Annotated in this window: 17 protein-coding genes; 10 read left to right on the top strand and 7 right to left on the bottom strand. The window is 59.7% G+C overall.

Features of this window, described 5'->3' with window-relative positions:
* Positions 1-64: 64 nt before the first annotated feature.
* Positions 65-2,839, bottom strand: a complete 2,775-nt coding sequence (locus ACP4QI_RS04440) for an autotransporter outer membrane beta-barrel domain-containing protein (RefSeq protein ID WP_426495161.1) — start codon at positions 2,837-2,839, stop codon at positions 65-67.
* A gap of 529 nt (positions 2,840-3,368) precedes the next feature.
* On the opposite strand from ACP4QI_RS04440, the gene hemB reads away from it, so the two are divergent.
* Together hemB and ACP4QI_RS04430 are read left to right on the top strand one after the other, a co-directional pair.
* Positions 3,369-4,343, top strand: coding sequence for a porphobilinogen synthase (gene hemB / locus ACP4QI_RS04435; RefSeq protein ID WP_106992090.1), 975 nt, complete (start codon positions 3,369-3,371; stop codon positions 4,341-4,343).
* 118 nt (positions 4,344-4,461) lie between these two features.
* Positions 4,462-6,150, top strand: coding sequence for a lysophospholipid acyltransferase family protein (locus tag ACP4QI_RS04430; RefSeq protein WP_426495162.1), 1,689 nt, complete (start codon positions 4,462-4,464; stop codon positions 6,148-6,150).
* A gap of 411 nt (positions 6,151-6,561) precedes the next feature.
* Here ACP4QI_RS04430 and tauD read toward each other — a convergent pair whose 3' ends face one another.
* From tauD to tauA, 4 genes are read right to left on the bottom strand one after another with little or no spacing between them, the layout of a single operon-like run.
* The gene (tauD, locus tag ACP4QI_RS04425) at positions 6,562-7,413 is read right to left on the bottom strand and encodes a taurine dioxygenase (RefSeq protein ID WP_142488381.1); all 852 of its coding nucleotides are present in this window, start codon (positions 7,411-7,413) and stop codon (positions 6,562-6,564) included.
* Positions 7,410-8,237, bottom strand: a complete 828-nt coding sequence (gene tauC / locus ACP4QI_RS04420; RefSeq protein WP_426495163.1) for a taurine ABC transporter permease TauC — start codon at positions 8,235-8,237, stop codon at positions 7,410-7,412. The genes tauD and tauC overlap by 4 nt, the downstream gene beginning before the upstream one ends.
* Complete coding sequence (gene tauB, locus ACP4QI_RS04415; RefSeq protein ID WP_142488379.1) at positions 8,234-9,001, bottom strand: taurine ABC transporter ATP-binding subunit; 768 nt, start codon at positions 8,999-9,001, stop codon at positions 8,234-8,236. Before tauB ends, tauC begins: the two co-directional genes overlap by 4 nt.
* A 9-nt stretch (positions 9,002-9,010) precedes the next feature.
* Complete coding sequence (gene tauA / locus ACP4QI_RS04410) at positions 9,011-9,973, bottom strand: taurine ABC transporter substrate-binding protein (RefSeq protein WP_426495164.1); 963 nt, start codon at positions 9,971-9,973, stop codon at positions 9,011-9,013.
* 290 nt (positions 9,974-10,263) lie between these two features.
* On the opposite strand from tauA, the gene ACP4QI_RS04405 reads away from it, so the two are divergent.
* The 7 genes from ACP4QI_RS04405 (at position 10,264) to ACP4QI_RS04375 (ending at position 18,915) form a co-directional block, all read left to right on the top strand.
* Positions 10,264-10,893, top strand: a complete 630-nt coding sequence (locus tag ACP4QI_RS04405; protein ID WP_142488377.1) for a response regulator transcription factor — start codon at positions 10,264-10,266, stop codon at positions 10,891-10,893.
* A complete protein-coding gene (locus tag ACP4QI_RS04400) occupies positions 10,893-12,434 on the top strand; it encodes an MASE1 domain-containing sensor histidine kinase (RefSeq protein WP_426495165.1) in 1,542 nt (513 codons plus the stop codon). The genes ACP4QI_RS04405 and ACP4QI_RS04400 overlap by 1 nt, the downstream gene beginning before the upstream one ends.
* An 85-nt stretch (positions 12,435-12,519) precedes the next feature.
* Complete coding sequence (gene uhpC, locus ACP4QI_RS04395) at positions 12,520-13,821, top strand: MFS transporter family glucose-6-phosphate receptor UhpC (RefSeq protein ID WP_426495166.1); 1,302 nt, start codon at positions 12,520-12,522, stop codon at positions 13,819-13,821.
* Between the two features lie 13 nt (positions 13,822-13,834).
* Complete coding sequence (locus ACP4QI_RS04390) at positions 13,835-14,866, top strand: ABC transporter substrate-binding protein (RefSeq protein ID WP_106992080.1); 1,032 nt, start codon at positions 13,835-13,837, stop codon at positions 14,864-14,866.
* Between the two features lie 70 nt (positions 14,867-14,936).
* Positions 14,937-17,015 (top strand): ABC transporter permease, encoded by a 2,079-nt coding sequence (locus tag ACP4QI_RS04385; protein WP_285112795.1) that lies wholly within the window; start codon positions 14,937-14,939, stop codon positions 17,013-17,015.
* Between the two features lie 4 nt (positions 17,016-17,019).
* A complete protein-coding gene (fbpC, locus tag ACP4QI_RS04380; protein WP_142488373.1) occupies positions 17,020-18,066 on the top strand; it encodes a ferric ABC transporter ATP-binding protein in 1,047 nt (348 codons plus the stop codon).
* Between the two features lie 396 nt (positions 18,067-18,462).
* Positions 18,463-18,915, top strand: coding sequence for a hypothetical protein (locus ACP4QI_RS04375; RefSeq protein WP_445730304.1), 453 nt, complete (start codon positions 18,463-18,465; stop codon positions 18,913-18,915).
* Positions 18,916-19,015: 100 nt separating this feature from the next.
* Here ACP4QI_RS04375 and mmuM read toward each other — a convergent pair whose 3' ends face one another.
* Entirely contained in the window at positions 19,016-19,948 is a 933-nt protein-coding gene (gene mmuM, locus ACP4QI_RS04370) for a homocysteine S-methyltransferase (RefSeq protein ID WP_426495167.1), read from the bottom strand.
* Complete coding sequence (mmuP, locus tag ACP4QI_RS04365; protein WP_285129820.1) at positions 19,935-21,332, bottom strand: S-methylmethionine permease; 1,398 nt, start codon at positions 21,330-21,332, stop codon at positions 19,935-19,937. Before mmuP ends, mmuM begins: the two co-directional genes overlap by 14 nt.
* Before the next feature lie 429 nt (positions 21,333-21,761).
* On the opposite strand from mmuP, the gene ACP4QI_RS04360 reads away from it, so the two are divergent.
* Positions 21,762-22,871 (top strand): AI-2E family transporter, encoded by a 1,110-nt coding sequence (locus ACP4QI_RS04360; protein WP_285112788.1) that lies wholly within the window; start codon positions 21,762-21,764, stop codon positions 22,869-22,871.
* Positions 22,872-22,885 lie beyond the last annotated feature (14 nt).

The following is a 22,885-nucleotide window of genomic DNA, read 5'->3' as shown; positions in this document are numbered from 1 at the left end:
GGTCTCGAGTCATCCTTAACTGACGCTAAAAAGCGGGGAGGCACGCCTCCCCGCATCAGGCGTGTTACCAGGTGTATTTCACACCGAGGTTGGCGCCCCAGTTTTGATCAACATCACCACCACCGAGGTAAGTGGCATCAGTGTAAGCACTGAAGTTTTTGGTGAAGCTAAACTGCGTACCCAGTCCCACACGCACCGCGGAACCTTTCACACCGTTATCGATGTTGTCGCCGTTAACTTTGGCATCTTCACCGGCATCGTCGTAGACGTACGCCAGTTTGAAGAACGGCGTCAGCGCCTGATCGTCGCCGTAACCGAAGGTGTAGCCCGCGTCGAAACCGGCTTCATAACGCATGCTGTCGTAGGACTGGCTGCCCACGCGCAGATCGTTGCTCAGACGATAATCGTCGCCAGACTGGAACAGGCCGGAGATGGCGGCATACGGGGTGAGGTAACCGGCATCGTTCGGTTTCCAGTCGTAGCCCAGCTTCAGCCCGAAGCCCCAGGCGTCGGTGGTGGTGTTGCCATCGACGTACTCGCCATTGCTCATGTTGGCAGAGAGATCGTTATTGAAGCGCGAGTAGCTCAGGGAGCTGTCGATGAAGACATCGTTAGCAAAGCGCGCGGCGGAGTACAGCATCGCGGTCTGGCTGTCCTGATCCACCTGGCCGCTGCGATCGTTCATATCGCCTTTGGCAAAGCCCGCTGCCGCACCGAAGATCCAGTCGGCGTTGTTGCCATCAATATGGGTATCAAGACCCACCATGATGCCGCTGACGTCCTGATCGTAGTGAATAGTGCCGTTATCGCCGTCGAAATTGCCGCCGAAGACGTTCACCCATGCGCCACCCTTGTCGGCCAGGCCGTGACGGCTGTTGGTCAGACGGTTAGCCAGGGCATCCTGTTGCAGATGCCAGATGTTGGTGTTGGCAGACGGAATGCTCAGCGCCATGTTGGCGTAATCGGTCAGGCGCTCCTGATGCAGCACCACGGTGTCGCCCTGCTGCTGAGCCTGGTAAGTATAAGCCCCGAGATCCGCTTTGTTGGCCGCGGTGAAGCTGGCCTGCGTATCCGCATTGTTATCGTAAATGCGGACGATCTCTTTGTTTTTGTAGTCGGCAACGGAGCCGGCACCGGTCGCGTTATCCAGACGGACTTTATAGTTACCGGACACTTCACCGTTCACCGCCAGGTGACCATCCGAGTTGAGGGCGATTGTCCCGTAATCGTACTCTGCCTGGTGGATATCGTTGGTGACGTAGCGGGCGTTGTTCAGATCGGAATTGAACACGTAGTCGCGACTGGCAACGTTCAGCACGCCGCCGTCGGTCAGCACCAGTTTATGGGTGTCGACCTGGCCCAGACCCAGCGCCAGCTCTGCACGGTTATCCACGGTGATGGTGTTGGCATACAGCTCTGCCGTCTCCTGAGTCAGGGTGGCGAGACTTGAACTGTCGAGGTACAAGCTGTCGGTTGCCACTTCACCGGAATCGCCGATGTTCATGGTCGACGCGTTGGTCAGGGTGATGCTGTCAGCCAGCAGGCCGGAGCTTTCGACATTGACCTGCGAACGGTTGTTAACGGTCAGGGCATCAATGTTGGATTGCTTACGGGTATCCCATTCGGAACCGTTATCCAGGGTGACGTTGAACAGACCGCTCTGATAAACCTGATTGCCCACCAGATGACCGTTGCTGTTGAAGGTCGATTCAGGCCAGATGCTGTTTGCTGCCAGGGTACGCCAGTCGACGCTGCTGTAGCCCAGACCATACATCTGAGAAGGCCCGATCGCCTCGACGCTGGAGACGGCGGCACCGACCCACTTGCTGCCGTTGGTGAGGGTCAGATCCAGCTTGTCGGTACCGTCCCAGCCGTTGGTGGTCGGGTTATAAACGCCGTCAGCAGTGGTATCGGTAGCCGGATCGCCATTCGGATAGAAGTTGTTGTCGAAGGTGCTGGTGAACAGCACATCGCCGGTCAGGGTGGAGTGATCGAAGTTTGCCGTGGTGCGCATGGCGTTATCCGCGCGGCTGGCCGACACGATCAGCGCCGCATCGTCCGACGCCGTAGCGTTATTTTCGCCGTAATCGCTTGGTTTTGCCGACTGACCATAGAAGCCGCTGGTGCCCAGATCGCTATAAGCGCCAGAGGTCACAACGGAATCTTTCACCTGGAGGGTGTTGGTGAAGACGTGGCTGTTGTCTTCAATGCCGGTGTCAGCATCGTACGGTGTGTTGTCCAGCTGGTGATAGCCCTGAGTCAGGGTGATACCGGCGATGCGGGAGTTGTTCTGGATAACGATGTCAGACTCCACGTCAAGGGTAATGGCGTTGCCCAGCGCGTGAGTATCCCAGTATTGAGTGGTGGTTGTAGAGCCGTTCACCACATCGTAAGCGTAATGCTCATAGGTGTCGTTGATGGTGGTATTGTCCACCGTCAGCGCAAAACGATCGTACTGCTGATGGGTAGTGCCGTCGGCATTCAGACCGCCCGCACATTCGGTGGTCATACACTCAGAGGTGATCATCCCGTTGATCGTGCTGTCAGAGATGTTCAGTGAATTTGCACGACCGCCCACGCCATCATCCAGGTAATACGTTGAGATAACGCCGTTTACGGTGGATTTGTTGATGACAGGATAGATATCGCTGTCGTGCGTTGCGCTGGAGTCATTCCAGTCGGAATATCCATTAAACCAGGCCGACGTCGCGGTATTATCATAACCAAAGGTGTTGTAAGTGCTACCAGAAATATCTTTTGCATTGGCCTGAGAAGCGATAGCCAGCGTGCAGGCTAATGCAAGTTGAGATACAACAAGTTTCTTTTTCCATGTTTGCATTGGGTCATCCCTCCTCAGGGACGTAAGCAAGTTTGTCCGTAAATACAGTGCAAATATATTGCGAGGAGAATTATGCAGCCTTAAAACAAAATGGTTCAATGAATCCGACAATTAAGTCCGAAAACAGACAGAATAATAAAAATACTTTTTAAAATATAAAAAATATTAAAAATAACCATATATTTCAATTTGTTATATTTATTCGAAAGGAAATTTATAAAAGGTGAAAGATCATTGTAAGTTATAACATAAAAGCAAATGAGACATAAAATAAATACGTAACGCTGACAACCGTAAAAAAGAATGTGACCTGGTTAGGATATTACCTGGGCAGGATATATTTTTTGAACCAACTTTATCCTGCGTAGAGAGAGCGTAAACTTATTTCGGGCGATAAATTGAAAAAGCAGGAAATAACGGCTGGCCATCCCGCCCCACATTCTGCGGGCTAAACGACAACTTTAGTAAAACAGCCGACGGCCATTTCGGGTACACTGTCCCTCTTTGATTCACACTCGTCAGGCATATCATGAACGATTTAATTGCTCGTCCCCGTCGTCTGCGCAAATCCCCGGCTCTGCGCGCGCTTTTTGAAGAGACAACACTGACCTTAAACGATCTGGTGTTGCCGATTTTTGTTGAAGAAGAGATTGATGACTACAAAGCCATCGAGGCCATGCCGGGCGTCATGCGTATTCCGGAGAAACACCTGGCACGCGAAATTGAGCGTATCGCCAACGCTGGCATCCGGTCGATCATGACCTTCGGCATCTCCCATCATACCGACGCCACCGGCAGCGATGCCTGGAAAGAGGACGGTCTGGTGGCGCGCATGTCGCGCATCGCCAAAGAGACGGTGCCAGAGATGATCGTCATGTCCGACACCTGCTTCTGCGAATACACCTCCCACGGCCACTGCGGCGTGCTGTGCGATCATGGCGTGGATAACGACGCGACCCTGCTCAACCTGGGCAAACAGGCCGTCGTGGCCGCCGCCGCAGGCGCTGACTTTATCGCCCCGTCTGCCGCTATGGACGGCCAGGTGCAGGCCATTCGCCAGGCGCTGGACGCCGCGGGCTTCACCGATACCGCGATCATGTCCTACTCCACCAAGTTCGCCTCCTCCTTCTACGGTCCGTTCCGTGAAGCGGCAGGCACCGCGCTGAAAGGCGATCGCAAAACCTACCAGATGAACCCGCTGAACCGCCGCGAAGCGATCCGCGAATCGCTGCTCGACGAAGCCCAGGGCGCCGACTGCCTGATGGTGAAACCGGCAGGTGCCTACCTCGACATCCTGCGCGATATCCGCGAACGCACCGATCTGCCGCTGGGCGCCTATCAGGTGAGCGGTGAGTACGCGATGATCAAATTCGCCGCGCAGGCGGGGGCGATCGATGAAGAGAAAGTGATCCTCGAAAGCCTGGGGGCGATCAAACGCGCGGGCGCGGATCTGATCTTCAGCTACTTCGCGCTGGATCTGGCCGAGAAGAAAATTCTGCGTTAATCGGCAGTGCCGGGTGGCGGCTTCGCCTTACCCGGCCTGTGACAAACCTTCACCACACTGCAATACAACCGACATCTGGCGCTTCTACTGTCTGAGCAGTACAGCAGGAGGTGCCACCATGTTTAGTCTCGACAGCGTTCTCGATGACCTTTGGCCGCAGGCGAGGCCTGCACCCTGGCAAAAAAGGCTGTTAAAGAAGTTATTCCACGAAGAGGAGTTCCGACAGTTTGCCGCCGACCATCGCCACCTGAAAGGGCTGGATATGGTGGAACAGGTTCTGGACCATCTCGATATCCTCTGTACCCTTCCGGCTCACGACCTCGAACAAATCCCCGCTCACGGCCCGCTCATTGTTATGGCTAACCACCCTACAGGTACGCTGGATGGACTGGCGCTGCTGTATGCCGTCTCCCGGGTGCGCCGCGATGTCAAAGTTGTCACCAACCGCATGCTGACGCATCTGGAGCCGCTGAGCTCGCTGTTTATTCCGGTGGACAACATGGGCGGACGGACGGCGAAATCGTCATTCACCCTGATGGAGCAGCACCTGCAAAACGCCGGGGTGCTGATCTTCTTCCCGGCGGGGGAAGTTTCCCGCCCGACGCGCACCGGGATCCGCGATAAAAAGTGGCACCCAAGCTTTATCAAGCTGGCGGGAAAATTCCGCGCGCCGCTGCTGCCGGTGAGTATCCAGGCCCGCAACAGCCTGCTGTTCTATGCCAGCACCCTGCTCTCCCCGAACCTGTCGATGCTGCTGCTGATGCAGCAGATGTTTCGCCGCCGCCACAGCCGCCTGCCGGTGAAAATCGGTCAGCAGATCGGCTGGAGCCACTGGTTCAGCCCCACGCTCTCCCCGCGGGAGATGGCCGAACGGTGCCGCCAGCACGTGCTGCGTCTCGGCAAAGGGCTACCGGGGGTGTTCAAAACCGAGTCCGCCATAGCCCGTGCGGAAGACCGGGCCACCCTGAAGCGCGAGCTGGCGCAGGCGGAGTGTCTGGGCACCACCGCCGATGGCAAAACCATTTACCTGTGGCAGCGCAACGGCCAGGAAGATGTCCCGATCCTGCGTGAGCTGGGGCGGCTTCGGGAGATCGCCTTTCGCGCGGTAGGAGAAGGCAGCGGCAAGCGCCGGGACACCGACAGCTACGACGATGACTATCTGCACCTGATTTTGTGGGATAACGAGGATCTGGAGATCGTCGGCGCATACCGTTTTATCCCGACGGCGATGCGGGAGCCGGAGGCGCTCTACAGCTACAGCCTGTTCCACTACGATGACAAAATGCAGGACATCCTTGAGCATGGGATTGAACTGGGGCGCAGCTTTATTCAGCCGCGCTACTGGGGACGGCGCGGGCTGGACTACCTGTGGTCCGGGATTGGCGCTTATCTGGCGCGCTATCCGCACTACCGCTACCTGTTCGGCCCGGTGTCGATCTCCGGTGGGTTACCGCCCGCGGCGCGGGATCTGCTGGTGGCCTTCTATCGGCTGTGGTTCCCGGCTAGCCATCCGCTGGCCGCCTCGCGACGCCCTTATCCCGCCTCGCTACCCGAGGTGCTGGCGCAGTTTAGCGGCGAGGATTACGTGGAGGATCTGACCCGGCTGAAATCATTGCTCGGCAATCTGGGATGCGGCATCCCGCCGCTGTACAAGCAGTACTCCGAGCTGTGCGAGCCCGGCGGCGTGCAGTTTATCGATTTTGGCAGCGATCCGGCGTTCAACAACTGCGTGGACGGACTGGTGCTGGTGGATCTCTGTTATCTGAAAGCCAACCGCTATCAGCGTTATATCGAAGCGCATCTGTAACGCCCTGTGGCGGCTACGCCTTACCGGGCCTACGGGAATCATGGTGCGCATTTGTCACGCCCGGTGGCGCTACGCTTACCGGGCCTACGGGAATCATGGTGCGCATTTGTCACGCCCGGTGGCGCTACGCTTACCGGGCCTACGGGAATCACGGCGCACATTTGTCACGCCCGGTGGCGCTACGCTTACCGGGCCTACGGGAATCACGGTGCGCATTTGTCACGCCCGGTGGCGCTACGCCTTACCGGGCCTACGGGAATCACGGCGCACATTTGTCACGCCCGGTGGCGCTACGCTTACCGGGTCTACGGGAATCACGGTGCACATTTGTCACGCCCGGTGGCGCTACGCTTACCGGGCCTACGGGAGCGGGTGTTGTAGGCCGGGTAAGGCGTAGCCGCCACCCGGCAATCAGCCCGCACGGAAGAAAGGTTTATCCCCCAATATCGTCGCCCGCTGCATAATCCGCCGCTGCGGCAGGTAATCGGCATTGGCGTAATGCTGCGTCACCCGGTTATCCCAGATCGCCAGATCGTTCTCCTGCCAGCGCCAGCGCACCTGGAACTCCGGCTTCGTGATATGGGCAAACAGGAACGTGAGCAGCGCCTCGCTCTCTTTCTCGCTCAGATCTACAATCCGCGTGGTGAACCCTTCGTTGACGAACAGCGCCTGCTTGCCGCTGACCGGATGGGTACGCACCACCGGGTGCAGCAGCGGCGGGTGTTTGGCGACCGCCTCCTGCCAGCGCTGATGCTCCTCTTCCGTTTTACGGTACTTGTACTCCTGGAAGGATTTTTTGAAATCATGCTCCGCCCGCAGGCCGCTCAGCAGCTGGCGGAACGGCGCGGATAAGGCCTCAAAGGCCGCAATCCCGCTGGCCCACAGGGTATCTCCCCCGCTCTCCGGGAGCTGTTTGGCCGCGAGGATCGCCCCGGCGGGCGGGGTCTCAATAAAGGTGACATCGGTGTGCCAGTTGTCATTGTCCGGCGGGTTATCGTTGTGGGTATCCAGGACGATGATCTCCTCCACCCCCTCGGCGTGCGGATAGACCGGGTGAATATGCAGATCGCCAAAACGGAGCGCCAGAGCGCGCTGCTGCTGCGGGGTGATCGCCTGCTCGCGCAGGAACACCACCTGATGGCGCAGCACCGCATGATAGAGCTGCTCAAACTGGTTATCGCTTAACGGCCGGGTCACATCCAGGCCGGAAATCTGTGCGCCAATGTACGGCCCCAGCGGGGTAATGGTCAGACGTTCACTCATTGTCTCTCTCCATGCCAGGGCGTCAGGCGGCGCTGTAACGCGCGCAGCCCCAGTTCTAATCCGAAGGCGATCACGGCGATCACCGCGATCCCTGCCAGTACCACGTCCGTCGCCAGGAACTCCCCCGCCGACTGGACCATAAAGCCTAACCCGCGCGTGGCGGCGATCAGTTCTGCTGCCACCAGCGTCGACCAGCCTACCCCGAGCCCGATACGCAACCCGGTCAGGATCTCCGGCAGCGCGCCGGGTAAAATCACAAACCACAGCACCTGCGCCCGGCTGGCACCCAGCGACTGCGCGGCGCGGATCCGCACCTGCTGTGCACTTTTGACTCCCGCCACCGCCGACATCGCCACCGGGGCGAAAATCGCCAGGTAGATCAGCAGGATCTTCGAGGTCTCGCCGATGCCAAACCAGATCACCATCAGCGGCAGATACGCCAGCGGCGGCACCGGACGATAAAGCTCAATCAGCGGATCGAGGATCCCGCGCACCGTCGGGCTTAAGCCCATCGCAATACCCACCGGGATACCGAGGATCACCGCCGCCAGCAAGGCCACCAGAATGCGTCCCAGGCTGGCCGCCAGATGCTGCCATAGGGTGGCATCCATAAATCCTTGCGGACCGGCGATAGTGAACAGTTTCACCAGCACCTGGCCCGGCGGCGGCAGGAACAGCGGGCTGACCCACTGCTGCGCCGCCACGGCCCACCACACGGCCAACAGCACCAGCAGGGTGCTGACGCTGAGCGTCAACTGGCGGGAGAAGGGCCAGCACAGGGTCAGGCGTTTACGCGCCGTTTTGTCATTCACCACAATGCTCATGAGAAGGCCTCCCGCTGTTCAAACACGCGGCTCAGCACGTATTCGCGCTGGGCAATAAAATCGGGGTCGGACTTGATGCTGCGCACCGGCTCGCCTGCGACAAAGCGGTGGGCAAAGTTGAGCGGCAGGCGCTCCAGCACCCGGCCCGGCCCCGGCGACAGCAGCACCAGTTCGGTCGCCATAAACACCGCTTCTTCGATGTCATGGGTGATGAGCAGTACCTGCTTGCCGGTCTCATGCCACAGACGCAGCAGCAGGGTTTGCATCTGCTCGCGGGTAAAGGCATCCAGCGCCCCGAACGGCTCATCCAGCAGCAACAGCTGCGGATTGGCGGCCAGCGCCCGGGCGATGCCGACGCGCTGACGCTGGCCGCCGGAGAGCTGCCAGATATAGCGCTTCTCCGCCCCCTCCAGTCCCACTTTTTTCAGCATCTCCCGGGCGATGGTCAGTCGTTCTTCCCGCGAGGTGCCCGCCAGCTGCAGCCCAAAGGCGACGTTCTCCTGTACGTTACGCCACGGCAGCAGCCCTTCGTTCTGGAAGACCACGCCGCGCTCGGCGCCGGGACCCTCCACCTTTTTACCTGCCAGTTGGATGGTGCCGTGCTGCCAGGGTACAAACCCGGCGATCAGATTCAGCAGCGTGGTCTTCCCGCAGCCGGACGGGCCGAGCACCACCAGCAGCTCGCCGCTATCCAGCGTCAGGTTGATATCCTCCAGCGCAGGCTTGCCAGCGTAATCGGCGTGCAGATTTGTAATATTCAGCATACGGCCCCCTTACTTCACAAAGCGGTCGGTCACGTACTGGCTGTAGTCAGCCGCCACCGCGGGTACTTTGCCCTGCTCTTTCAGGAAACCTGCGGTATCCACAATCGCTTTATTCACCGGTCCCGCCAGCTGCTGCAACTGCTGGGCAGGCGTCAGGTAGGTATTGCCCTTCACCAGTCCCGGCACGTCGGCCTCCGGCACGCCGCTCAGGCGGGCAAGTTTCTCGAGGTTGGCTGGCTGCTTCAGCCACTCATCCGGGTTGGCAATGTAGGGCTGCTGGGCGTCGATGGCGCTTTTCGCGAAGGCTTTCACGATCTCCGGGTGCTTCCCGGCAAAGTCTTTGCGCACCACCCAGACGTCAAGGGTTGGCGAGCCCCACTGGCCCACCTGGGCGGAGTCGGTCAGCACGCTGCCGTCTTTCTCCAGTTCGTTTACCGCAGGCGACCAGACATAGGCCCCGTCAATATCGCCCCGCTGCCAGGCGGCGATAATTGCCGGGGGTTGCAGGTTGATAATTTCCACCTGCCCCGGCTTGATGTTCCAGTGTTTCAGGGCCGCGAGCAGACTGTAGTGAGTGGTAGAGATAAACGGCACCGCGATGCGTTTGCCGATCAGATCTTCGGGCTTAGTGATGTTTTTCTTCACCACCAGCGCTTCGGAATTACCGAGCTGCGAGGCCAGCAGGAAGACTTCGATCGGCACCTGCTGACTGGCGGCTACCGCCAGCGGGCTGGAGCCGAGGTTGCCAATCTGCACGTCGCCGGAGGCCAGGGCCCGCACGATACTGGCGCCGCTGTCGAACTTGCGCCAGTCGACTTTGGCACCGCTCGCTTTCTCGAAGGTGTTATCCGCCTGCGCCACTTTGGCCGGCTCAGCGGAAGTTTGATACGCGATGGTGACGTCCACCGCCTGCGCCTGAACGGCCCACAGCGCCAGTGCGCCAAATAAGGTAAAACGCGATGAAATTGCCATAATGTCTGCTCCCCTGGTTGTTATGGAGGCAGTATTTCCGGCAGCGGAATTTTGATAAAGGAATTAAAAAGCATCGTTAATGCCGAATCGTTTTTAGAAAAAAAGCGGCAATAGATAGTGAATTTTGTGCGGTCAGCATTGCCCGGCGGCGCTGCGCTTGCCGGGCCTACAAAATCGCCACCCGGCATTTATTGCATTTTTGTTACATGGGTTACATAACCGCAGCCGCACAATTGCCAGCCCGGCGCGGACAGGCATCATAGAGACACTATTCCGCAAAGGTATCTGAGATGATCAAAGTGGTGCTAGTGGACGATCACGTGGTGGTGCGTTCCGGGTTTGCCCAGCTGTTAAATCTGGAAGACGATCTGGTGGTCGAAGGCCAGTACAGCAGCGCCGCCGAGGCCTGGCCCGCGCTCACCCGCGATGCCGTCGACGTGGCGGTGCTCGACGTCGCCATGCCCGATGAAAACGGCCTGAGCCTGCTCAAACGCCTGCGCCAGCAGCGCCCGGGGTTTCGCGCGATAATCCTCAGCATCTACGATACGCCTGCCTTTGTGCAGAGCGCTCTGGACGCCGGGGCCAGCGGCTATCTCACCAAACGCTGCGGCCCGGAGGAGCTGGTGCAGGCCGTGCGTTCCGTCGGGATGGGCGGCCATTATCTCTGTGCCGATGCGGTTAAAGCCCTGCGTGGCGGCGAACCGGTGTCCCAGGCGCTGGCGGTGTTAACCCCGCGCGAGAAAGAGGTCTTCGAGCTGCTGGTTCAGGGGGAAAGCGTGAAGGAGATCGCCTTCAGGCTCGAGCTTAGCCATAAAACCGTCCACGTGCATCGCGCCAACGTGCTGGGCAAACTGCAGTGCAACAGCACCATCGAACTGGTGCATTTTGCCCTCGACCACCAGCTGCTGACCGGCCACTGATGCGGCGCTCCCTGCGGCACATCATCCTCTCGCTGTTTATTATGCTGGCCTGGGGCACCGGCTGGCTGATGCTGTGGACGCTCAGTTTTTACCTCACCCGCAACGGACAGCAGGCGGCGCTGTTTTTGCCCCAGGGCGTCTATCTGGCGCTGCTGATCGTGCTCTCGCGCCGCTTCTGGCCGGCGTTGATCCTCCCCCCGCTGGCCGCCATGCTCTGGCTGCACGGCGAACAGCTTTTGACCCATTACCTGATGCTGGTCGTGCCGCTGGTAGGCACCGTCTGCGCGTGGCTGGCGCAACGCTACTGGCACCGCTTTCCTCTTTACTGGCAGCGCCTGTCGCTGCTGATCGCCGCGGTGACCCTTAACGCCCTGCTCCAGACCCTGATCCTGGCGCCGTTTCTCGACAGCCCGACCACCCTGCTGGCGCTGGCCTCCTTTACCGGCGGGGTGCTGCTGACCCCGTTCGTCTATCTGGTATTTGAGTTTTTACGCCAGCAGCACCGCTATCACCTGCTGGGGCTCGATACCAGTAACCCGCCCCTGCGCACCTCGCTGATCATCTGGTGCAGCCTGTTTTTTATCATCGGCATCGGCACCCAGATGGTGCTCACCCCGGCCCTGGAGCGGCTGCTGCTGATCGTGGTGTTCCTGCCCAACGTGGTGATGGCGTGGAAGTTCGGCTGGCAGGGCGGCGTGCTCTCCGGGCTGCTGGGCAGCATGATGATCACCATCGCCCGTCAGGTCGGGGTGGGGTTCAGTGACCTGCTGGAGCTGGAGATCTTCCTCGCCACCCAGTCGCTGCTGGGGATTGGGCTGGGGATCGCCATCAGCCGCCAGCAGCATCTGGCGATGAACCTCGATCACTACCGCCGTCGGCTGGAGGCTGAACTTCAGGCCCGCCGCGCGCTGGCGGAAAAGCTGATCCACACCGAAGAAGATACCCGCAAGCACCTGGCCCGGGAGCTGCATGATGAAATCGGGCAGAACATCACCGCCATTCAGATCCAGTCCCAGCTGGTGAAGCGGGCGGGCGATACCCCGCAGGCGTTAGAAGCCGCCGGGCAGATCAACGAGCTGGCGCGGCGCATCCATCACTCCACCCGCCAGCTGCTGCGTCAGCTGCGCCCCCCGGTGCTGGATGAACTCTCCTTAAACGAGGCTCTGCACCACCTGGTGAACGAGTTCGCCTTTGCCGAGCGCGGGATCGAGTGTCGGTTTGATTACCGGCTCACCGCCCCGCCGCAGAGTGAAACCCTGATCTTTACCCTCTATCGCCTGCTGCAGGAGCTGCTGAATAACGTCAGCAAACACGCCGATGCCAGCGAGGTCAGCGTCCTGCTCTGCGAGCACGGTAGCCAGCTGCGCCTGGAGGTGCGGGATAACGGCAGCGGCATCAGCCCGCAGCAGATCCCCGGTTTTGGTATTCAGGGGATGCGCGAGCGCGTGCATGCCCTGGGCGGAGAGTTAACCCTCGAGTCGCAGGGCGGCACGCGCGTAATTGTTAACCTACCCACAGTTTTGCAACAAACACACCGCTAACCAGGAAAAAGTCTTAGCCACGCCAGACTTTCTCTCATCCCTTTTTCGTCGCACTTTCATACAGTCATTGCAAACGGAGAACGCCATGCCCGCACTGTCAGCTGAACAGGTTACTCAACGCTACCGCCGGCTGCGCCCGCGACTGCTGATCTGCATGGTCATTGGCTACGCCGCGTTCTACCTGACGCGCAAAAGTCTTAACTACGTCCTGCCGGCATTGCAGATGGATCTGGGGCTGAGCAAAAGCGATATCGGCCTGATCGGGTCGCTCTTTTACCTCAGCTACGGACTGTCGAAATTTGCCGCCGGACTGTGGCACGACAGTAAGGGGCAGCGGGCGTTTATGGGCATCGGCCTGATGGCGACCGGGGTGTTGAACGTGCTGTTCGCCTTCGGCGACTCCCTGCCCCTGCTGCTGTTTATCTGGACGCTGAACGGCTTCTTTCAGGGATGGGGATGGCCGCCCTGCGCCAGATTGCTTACCCACTGGTATTCGCGCAACGAGCGCGGCTTCTGGTGGGGATGCTGGAACACCTCTATCAACATCGGTGGAGCCATTATTCCGCTGATCTGTGCCTTCGCCGCCCATCGTTGGGGCTGGCAGGCAGCGATGCTGACACCGGGGATCATCAGTATCGTGCTCGGCCTGTGGCTGACCACACAACTGCGGGGCACACCGCAGGAAGAGGGTCTCCCGACGGTCGGGGAGTGGCGCAACGATCCGCTGGAGCTGCGCCAGGAACAACAGAGCCCGCCGATGGGGCTGTGGCAGATGTTACGCACCACCATGCTGCAAAACCCGATGATCTGGCTGCTCGGGGCGTCCTATGTGCTGGTCTATCTGATCCGCATCGCCCTCAACGACTGGGGCAACATCTGGCTGGCGGAGAGCCACGGGGTCAACCTGCTGAGCGCCAACGCCACGGTGATGCTGTTTGAGGTCGGCGGCCTGCTCGGGGCGCTGTTTGCCGGATGGGGGTCGGATCTGCTGTTCAGCGGCCAGCGGGCGCCGATGATTTTGCTGTTTACGCTGGGGCTGATGGTATCGGTCGCCGCCCTGTGGCTGGCCCCGGTTCACCACTACGCCCTGCTGGCGATGTGCTTTTTTACGGTGGGATTTTTTGTCTTTGGTCCGCAGATGCTCATCGGCCTTGCCGCCGTGGAGTGCGGGCACAAGCAGGCGGCGGGCTCAATTACCGGTTTTCTCGGCGTGTTTGCCTATCTGGGGGCGGCGCTGGCCGGATGGCCGCTGTCACAGGTTATTGAACGCTACGGCTGGTCGGGGATGTTCAGTTTGCTCTCGATTGCCGCGGTGCTGATGGGTTTACTCCTGATGCCCCTGCTAATGGCGGGCATCACCGCTTCTCGCAGTCACATAACGTCATAACAAGGGCTGAATAATGAAAACAACGCTTCTCTCTACCCTCATTGCTTCCGGGATCGCGCTGGCCACCTTAACCGGTGCCGCACAGGCCAAAGGCCGTCTGGTGGTCTACTGCAGCGCGACCAACGAAATGTGCGAAGCCGAAACCAAAGCGTTTGGCGATAAGTACGACGTCAAAACCTCGTTTATCCGCAACGGCTCCGGCAGCACGCTCGCGAAGGTGGATGCCGAGAAGAAAAACCCGCAGGCCGACGTCTGGTACGGCGGCACCCTGGATCCGCAATCCCAGGCCGGCGAGATGGGGCTGCTGCAGCCGTACAAATCCGCCAACCTCGAGCAGATCATGGAGAAATTCCGCGATCCGGCAAAGGTGAAAGGCAACCTTTCTTCGGCGGTCTACGTGGGTATTCTGGGCTTTGGCGTCAACACCCAGCGCCTGAAAGAGAAGAACCTGCCGGTGCCGCAGTGCTGGAAAGATCTGACCAAACCGGAATATAAAGGCGAGATCCAGATTGCCGATCCGCAAAGCTCCGGCACCGCCTACACCGCGCTGGCGACCTTCGTCCAGCTGTGGGGGGAAGATCAGGCCTTCGACTACCTGAAGCAGCTCAACGGCAACGTGTCTCAGTACACCAAATCCGGTATTGCCCCGGCGCGTAACGCCGCGCGCGGTGAAACCGCCATCGGCATCGGCTTCCTGCACGACTACTCGCTGGAAAAAGAGCAAGGCGCCCCGCTGGAGCTGATCTCTCCGTGCGAAGGCACCGGGTATGAAATCGGCGGGGTCAGCATCCTGAAGGGCGCGCGTAACGAAGAGAACGCGAAGCTGTTCGTGGACTGGGTGCTGTCGAAAGAGGCCCAGGAGCTGGCGTGGAAGCAGGGCAAGTCCTATCAGATCCTGACCAACACCACCGCAGAGACCTCCCCGAACTCGCTGAAGCTGGATGACCTGAAGCTGATCAGCTACGACATGGACAAGTACGGCTCAACGGACGTGCGCAAAGCGCTGATCAACAAGTGGGTCAGCGACGTGAAGATGGGTAAATAAGCCCACTCCTGCGAACATTTGCCGGGTGGCGGCGTAAACGCCTTACCCGGCCTACAACACCGGAATACCTATGTCACAGACACTCGCTCTTCATCCCGTGAAAAAACGGGATGCGGTCTTCCTTTGGGTTTTCGTTGGCTGGCTGGCCTTTGTCCTGCTGCCAAGCTGGAGCCTGGATTATGGCCTGCTGGAATCCACAAGCGACGAGATCCTCGATGCCTACAGCTGGTCGCACTTCAATATCAGCTGGCTGTGGTATCTGCTCCCCACGCTGCTGTTGGTACGCCCGTTTAGCGAGGCGAAGCGCGAACAGCGCAGCCGCCACTACCTCGACGCCGGCTGGGCGCTGCTGTGTATGGCGTTTATCGTCATCAGCGCCACGATTGAAGGGCGTGGTTTAGGCTACGCCACCATCGTGCTGTTTGTGGCGCTGGGGGCGATCATGACCCTGGCCCTGACCCGCCTGGAGTGGCTGGGCGGCGACCGCTTTGTGATTGGCTCGCTGATCGCCATCGTCGCGCTGATCGGCATCTTTATCGTCTGGCCGAGCATCGCCATCTTTATTCCGATGTTCACCAACGACGCGGGCGAGTTCGCCCCGCTGGCGTTTATGAACGTGCTGTCGCAGTCGCACATCATTCAGGTGATCGTTAACTCGATCCTGCTCTCCATAGCGGTAGGGATCGGCTGCACCTTCTTCGGCCTGGTGCTGGCGATCTACACCACCCGCATCGCGAAACGCAGCGCCATCATTGGCCGCATCTTCTCGATCCTGCCGATCGTCACTCCGCCGTTTGTGGTGGGTCTGGGCGTGACGCTGATGATGGGGCGCTCCGGCTACGTCACCGAACTGATGGTCGACTGGTTTGGCCTGACTAACACCAACTGGCTGTACGGCTTCACCGGGATCTGGCTGGCGCAGGTGCTGGCCTTCACGCCGATGGCCTTTATGATCCTCGACGGGGCGATCAAAACCATCCACCCGTCGCTGGAAGAGGCGTCATACACCCTGCGCGCCAGCCGCTGGCAGACCTTTAACGGCGTCTTTGTCCCGCTGCTGAAACCGGCGCTGGCGAACGCCTTTTTGATTGTGATTGTGCAGTCGCTGGCCGACTTCAGTAACCCGCTGGTGCTGGGGGGTAACTTCGACGTACTGGCGACGCAGATCTACTTCTACATCACCGGCTCCCAGCTGGATTATCAGGCGGCCAGTACCCTCGGCGCGTTCCTGCTGCTGTTCTCGCTGCTGGTGTTCTGCATTCAGTACATGTGGATCGGCAAGCGCTCTTACGTCACCGTGTCCGGTAAATCGTACCGCGGCGACGTGCAGCCGCTGCCGGTGACGCTGGTGTGGAGCGTGGTGGCCCTGCTGGCGGTGTGGATCGCTTTTAACGCCCTGCTCTACGGCAGCATTTTCTACGGCAGCTTTACCGTCAACTGGGGGGTGGATTACACCCTGACGCTGGATAACTTTATCAAGCTGTTCGGCCAGGGGATGAGCGACGGTGCGTGGCCTTCACTGCTCGATACCCTGCTGTACGCCGGGATCGCCGCGCCGATCACCGCCGCCTTCGGGTTGCTGATCGCCTGGATCGTGGTGCGCCAGCAGTTTAAAGGCAAAAAGACCATCGAGTTCACCACCATGCTGTGCTTCGCCGTACCGGGTACCGTGGCGGGCGTCTCCTACATCCTCGCCTTTAACAGCGCCCCGGTGTACCTCACCGGCACCGCTGCCATCGTCATTATCTCAATGGTGATGCGTAACGTGCCGGTGGGCATTCGCGCCGGGATTGCGGGCTTAGGCCAGATCGACAAGTCGCTGGATGAGGCCTCGCTGAGCCTGCGTGCCGGGTCGCTGCGCACCATTACGCACATCCTTCTGCCGCTGCTGCGCCCGGCCATCCTGTCGGCGCTGATCTACAGCTTTGTGCGGGCCATTACTACCGTCAGCGCCATTGTGTTCCTCGTCACGCCGGATACCCGCGTGGCTACGGCCTACATTCTGAACCGCGTGGAAGACGGCGAATACGGCGTGGCGATCGCCTACGGCTCGATCCTGATTGTGGTCATGCTGGCGATCATTTTCCTCTTTGACTGGCTGATCGGTGAGGCACGTATCTCCCGCTCCAAAGCCAAAAACCAGGCGTAACACTATGACTCAGAAACATTTCGTTGAACTGCGTAACGTGACCAAGCGCTTTGGCGCGAATACGGTGATTGAAAACATCAACCTGGCGATCCCGCAGGGGCAGATGGTGACCCTCCTCGGCCCGTCGGGCTGCGGTAAAACCACGGTGCTGCGTCTGGTGGCCGGGCTGGAGAAACCCACCGACGGGCAGATCTTTATCGACGGCGAGGACGTGACCCACAGCTCCATTCAGCAGCGTGATATCTGCATGGTATTCCAGTCCTACGCCCTCTTCCCGCACATGTCGCTTGGCGAGAACGTCGGCTACGGCCTGAAGATGCTCGGCGTATCGCGCGCCGAGATCAAAACCCGCGTGAAAGAGGCGCTGGCGATGGTGGATCTGGAGGGCTTTGACGATCGCTATGTGGATCAGATCTCCGGCGGCCAGCAGCAACGCGTGGCTCTGGCCCGGGCGCTGATCCTCAAACCGAAAGTGCTGCTGTTTGATGAGCCGCTGAGTAACCTCGACGCCAACCTGCGCCGCAGCATGCGCGACAAGATCCGCGAGCTGCAAAAGCAGTTCAACATCACCTCGCTGTACGTGACCCACGATCAGAGCGAGGCCTTTGCGGTCTCGGACACCGTGCTGGTGATGAACAAGGGCAATATCATGCAGATTGGCTCGCCACAGGATCTCTATCGCCAGCCGGCGTCGCGCTTTATGGCGAGCTTTATGGGCGATGCCAACCTGTTCCCGGCCAGCTTCAGCCACGAGTCCGTGGCGATCCACGGCTACCGCCTGCCGCGCCCGCTGCACTTTGCCGCGCAAGGGACGGGCACCGTCGGCGTGCGCCCGGAGGCGATCACCCTGAGCCAGCACGGCGAAGAGAGCCAGCGCTGCGTGATCCGCCACGTGGCCTATATGGGGCCGCAGTACGAGGTGATTGTGGAGTGGCACGGGCAGGAGATTTTGTTGCAGGTCAACGCCACGCGGCTACAGCCTGACGTCGGGGAGACGTATTACCTGGAGATCCACCCGTACGGGATGTTTGTGTTAGCAGAGGTGGCCTGATAGATGCCCGGCGGCGCTGCGCTTGCACGGGCCTACAAAACCCCAAAATGTAGGCCGGGTAAGGCGCAGCCGCCACCCGGCATAACCACCCCACCTTAATTTCTTGTTTTGCGAGGCCGCTTCCGGGAATGCCCCTTGTTGCAACAGGGATATCACAGTATCGTTTTCCCACGCCTGCAAAATCAGGCGTCGGGATTGACCTTCTGCTTTCTTCATCGGCGACGTATAATGATGCGTTGTACGCTTTGCTACACCTCAATGGTGGGCTGAGCGGGGGCATCGCAAGGTGCGCCGGTATCCGATGAAGCCGGTAAGGTCAACTCCGCTCAGACCGCCACCCATGAGATTGACCTCTCTGGTGGTGGTTCATTAAATCATTCATCGGAGGATGCCTTTATGGCGACGACCCTAACCCACGCTCATGCGTTATTAACCCTGCCCTTCAATCACAGCACCGCCTTTACTGAGCTGGCGGACAACTGCGAGCGCTTTATGGATGCGCTGCTGGAGTGCGATGTTCCCGCAGAAAAATTCGCCCTTTACGGACGACTTGCGGCCTGTCTGTCGCTGCTGCAACCCACGCTGCTCGAGCCGGTTCCGGAGGCGTTAAAAGAAAGCCTGACGGTAGACGATTTCCCGACCCGTCTTCCTGTGTTTGAGCCCGAAGCCGATCAACTGGGGCGCTATTGCCAGGTACTGACCCAGCAGCTAATCGGTGGCTCACTCACTCCGGACGCGGAAAGAGTCATCCAGGATCTGCTGGGAGAACTGGTCAGCTTCTACGCCGATACGCTTAAGATGCCGCGCTGGCTCAGAACAGATGAAGGGGTGATTGAACTGCTGGCGTAAGCAGAGGTGCGGTCTGATGCCCGGCGGCGCTGCGCTTGCCGGGCCTACGGTTCGAGCCTTTCGTAGGCCGGGTAAGGCGCAGCCGCCACCCGGCAAAAACTCAGCGCTGTGCGTTCAGATCTGCAATATCCTTCGGCGTTGTGCGGCAGCACCCGCCGATCAGCTTCGCGCCTGCCGCTAACCACTGCGGCAGATACCCCGCCAGCGTTTCGCAGGCTTCGCCGTGGTGATGCCAGGTTTTGCTCACCGCATCGTAATGCTCGCCCGAGTTCGGGTAGACCACCAGCGGCAGCGCGGTCAGGCTCTGCAGATGTTGCAGCGCGGCAGTGGTGTTCTCCAGCGCGATACAGTTAATGCCCAGGGCAACAATCTGTGGATAGTTCGCCAGCACCGACACCACCTCGCGCAACGGGGTGCCGTCGCTCAGGTGCTCGCTGTCGCGCAGGGTGAACGAGAACCACGCCCGGGCGCGCGGGTATGCCGTCAGCAGCTCCGCCAGCGCCTTCATCTCAGCAAACGACGGCAGGGTTTCGCAGGCCAGCAGGTCGGCTCCGGCATCCAGCAGCGCTTCCACCCGCGGGCGGTGAAACGCCTGAAACACTTCAGCACTACGCACGTAGTCGCCGCGGTATTCCGACCCGTCGGCCAGATAAGCCCCATAAGGCCCGACCGAGCCCGCGACCAGCAGCGCGCCGGCCTGCGGATTTTCTGCCAGATACGCCTCCCGCGCCTTGCGGGCCAGCTCGACGCTTTTACCGATCAGCGCCCGGGACTGCGCCTCGTCCAGCCCGCGGGCGGCAAAGCCGTCCGGGGTGGCCTGATAGCTGGCGGTGATCGCCACCTGCGCTCCGGCGCGGAAGTAGTCGAGATGCACGTCGCGGATCAGCTCCGGGTTTTCCATTAACACTTTGGCCGACCACAGGCTGTCGGCCAGGTTACAGCCGCGCGCTTCCAGTTCCGTTGCCATCGCCCCGTCCAGCACCACAAACGGCTGGGTCTCAAGGAGGGCGGTAAGCGGATTATTCTGCGACATGTTCAGGCTCCTGGGATTTCAGATTTTGAGTAAGGTAGTACGCGCCATAGCACAGCGCCACAAACGGCAGCCCACAGTAAAGCGCAATGCGCTGGCTCGGGTCAAAGGCCAGACCGACGCAGGCCACCAGGCACAGAATAAAGCCCAGCACCGGCACCAGCGGATACCAGGGTGCGCGGTAGTGTAAGTCGCCGAGCGGTTTACCGGCCTGCAAATGACGGCGGCGGAAGACAAAGTGCGAGGCGCAGATGCTGATCCACACCGCCACCACCGCAAAGCCCGAGATGGCCGACAGGGCGACAAACACCGTGTCCGGGGCCACCACGCTGGAGAAGAGCGCCAGCACGCCGCCGAGCATCGACACCGACAGCGCCGTCAGCGGCACGCCGTTTTTGTTCACCCGGGCAAAGCAGCGCGGCAGGGTTTTCTCGTTCGACAGCGACCACAGCATGCGCCCGGAAGCATACAGCCCGGAGTTGGCCGCCGAGAGGATCGCCGTCAGGATCACGAAGTTAACGATATCCGCGGCATACGGAATGCCGACCTTCTCAAACACCAGCACGAACGGACTTTTTTCCACCCCGGCCTGCTGCATCGGGATCAGCGCCGCCAGCACGAAGACGGTGCCGATAAAGAAGATGATCAGACGGGCAATGGTGGTGCGGATGGCGACAGGGATCACCTTGTGCGGATTTTCGGTTTCACCCGCCGCAATGCCGATCAGCTCGGTGCCGGAGAAGGCAAAGTTAACCGCCACCATGGTCATCAGGATCGGCAGCCCGCCGTGCGGGAACCAGCCTTCAGCGGTGATGTTGCTCAGCCCCGGCGCGGGAGAACCATCCTGCATCGGGATAAAGCCAAAGATCGCCGCCCCGCCGAGGATAATAAAGGCGATGATGGTGATGACTTTCACCAGCGAGAACCAGAACTCGCCTTCAGCAAAGAAGCGGGTCGAGATAACGTTGAGGGCGAAAATCACCGCGCAGAAGACCACACACCAGACCCAGACCGGCACCTGTGGGAACCAGTACTGCATGCAGAATCCGGCGGCGGTAAAGCTCGATCCCAGCGCCACCGTCCAGGTGAGCCAGTAGAGCCACGCCACTGTGTAGCCGGTCGCCGGGCCGAGATAGCGCGCGGCATAGACGTGAAAGGCGCCGGTCTCCGGCATCGCCACGGAGAGTTCGCCGAGGCACTGCATCACCAGCCATACCACCAGCGCGCCAATCAGATAGGCCAGCAGCGTCCCCGCCGCCCCGGTGGTGGAAATAATGTATCCCGTATTAAAAAACAGCCCGGTACCAATCACGCCGCCGAGGGAGAGCATGATCAGATGGCGGGTCTTCATGGTGCGCTGTAGCTGCCCGTTTTGTTGTGTTTGCATATCACCTTCTATACGTATGGACATCTAAACATCCAAAGAAGGTGTTCTTATACCGCGATTGTTAACAAATTGCTAGCCATGCACCAGACGAAGACGCGCGCGGCGGGCGCTCAGCCGGGGCCGCACCGTGTAAATCACGTAAAGATAGGGTCGCCATGCCATAGGACACCTCCTGCAAGCCGGTACTTACAGCATGCACCGCGCCGGTCATCCCGTCGGTCAGGCGAAAGTGGTATCTGTTTTTTAGGCGCTAAACTGGCGGGCGGTGCGGCCTGTTGCCGGGTGGCGGCGATGCCTTACCCGGCCTACGTACTGTAGGCCCGTGCAAGCGCAGCGCCGCCGGGCAACAAGCCGCACAGCAGCCCGCAATATGTTAAATTACGCAAAACACTCTATAGTCGTAGTGTTTCATTAATAAAGGATGAGCTAATGCGATTTAACGGACTGACCAAAGGGTTTTTCATTCTCATACTCCTGCTTGTTACCTGGGCGTTTTTTGATGTCCTGTCGCCCTACTTCTCGGCGATCCTGTGGGCCGCGATCCTGGCAGTGATTTTCTACCCGGTTAAAAACACGCTGCGTATCCGGATGGGGGATCGCAACGGGCTGGCGTCGCTGGTAAGCGTGCTGCTTATCTGCCTGATCGTCTTTATTCCCTTGATGGTGATCTTTTCCTCGTTAGCCTTTGAACTCAATATCGTTTACACGCGCCTGCAGCAGAACGATACCCAGTTTTCCGGGGTGTTCGCGAGCCTGTTCTCTCACCTGCCCGGCTGGCTGCGCGCGCTGATGATCGAGCATGACCTGGATACCGCCTCGCAGATCCAGCAGAAGCTCTCTGACGCGGCATTAAGAGGCGGGCAATACCTCGCCGGAAGTGCGTTCCTGATCGGTAAAGGCACCTTTGGCTTCGCCATCAGCTTTGGCGTGATGGTCTATCTGCTGTTTTTCCTGCTGAAAGATGGCCCCTGGCTGGTGCGCCAGATCCTCGACAGCCTGCCGCTGTCGAATTTCGCCAAACACCACCTGTTTGCCAAGTTCGCCGGGGTCGCCCGAGCGACGGTGAAGGGCACAGCCGTGGTGGCCATTGTCCAGGGGGTGCTGGGCGGGCTCGCCTTCTGGTTCGTCGGTATTAACGGCAGCATCCTGTGGGGTGCGTTAATCGCGTTCCTGTCGCTGATCCCGGCGGTCGGCTCGGCCATCGTCTGGGTACCGGCGGCCATTTTCCTCTTCGCTACCCATCAGCTGTGGCAGGGCCTGTTTATCGTCGGGTTCTTTGTGCTGGTAGTGGGCCTGGTGGATAACCTCCTGCGTCCGCTGCTGGTGGGGAAAGACACCAAAATGCCCGACTACCTCATCCTCATCACCACCCTCGGTGGGATGGAGATTTACGGTATCAACGGCTTTGTGATTGGTCCGCTCATCGCCGCGCTGTTTATCGCCTGCTGGAACCTGCTCTCGGGTCGCGATCATGCCGGTAATGCCGAAGAGATTGACGACGCGATTATCGAAGAAGGGAAAAATTCCCCTGATTTATGAAAAAGGAATAAGCC

Source organism: Leclercia sp. TB492 (genome assembly GCF_049974505.2).
GTDB lineage: Bacteria > Pseudomonadota > Gammaproteobacteria > Enterobacterales > Enterobacteriaceae > Enterobacter > Enterobacter adecarboxylatus_C.
This window is presented reverse-complemented; position numbering and strand designations above follow the sequence as displayed.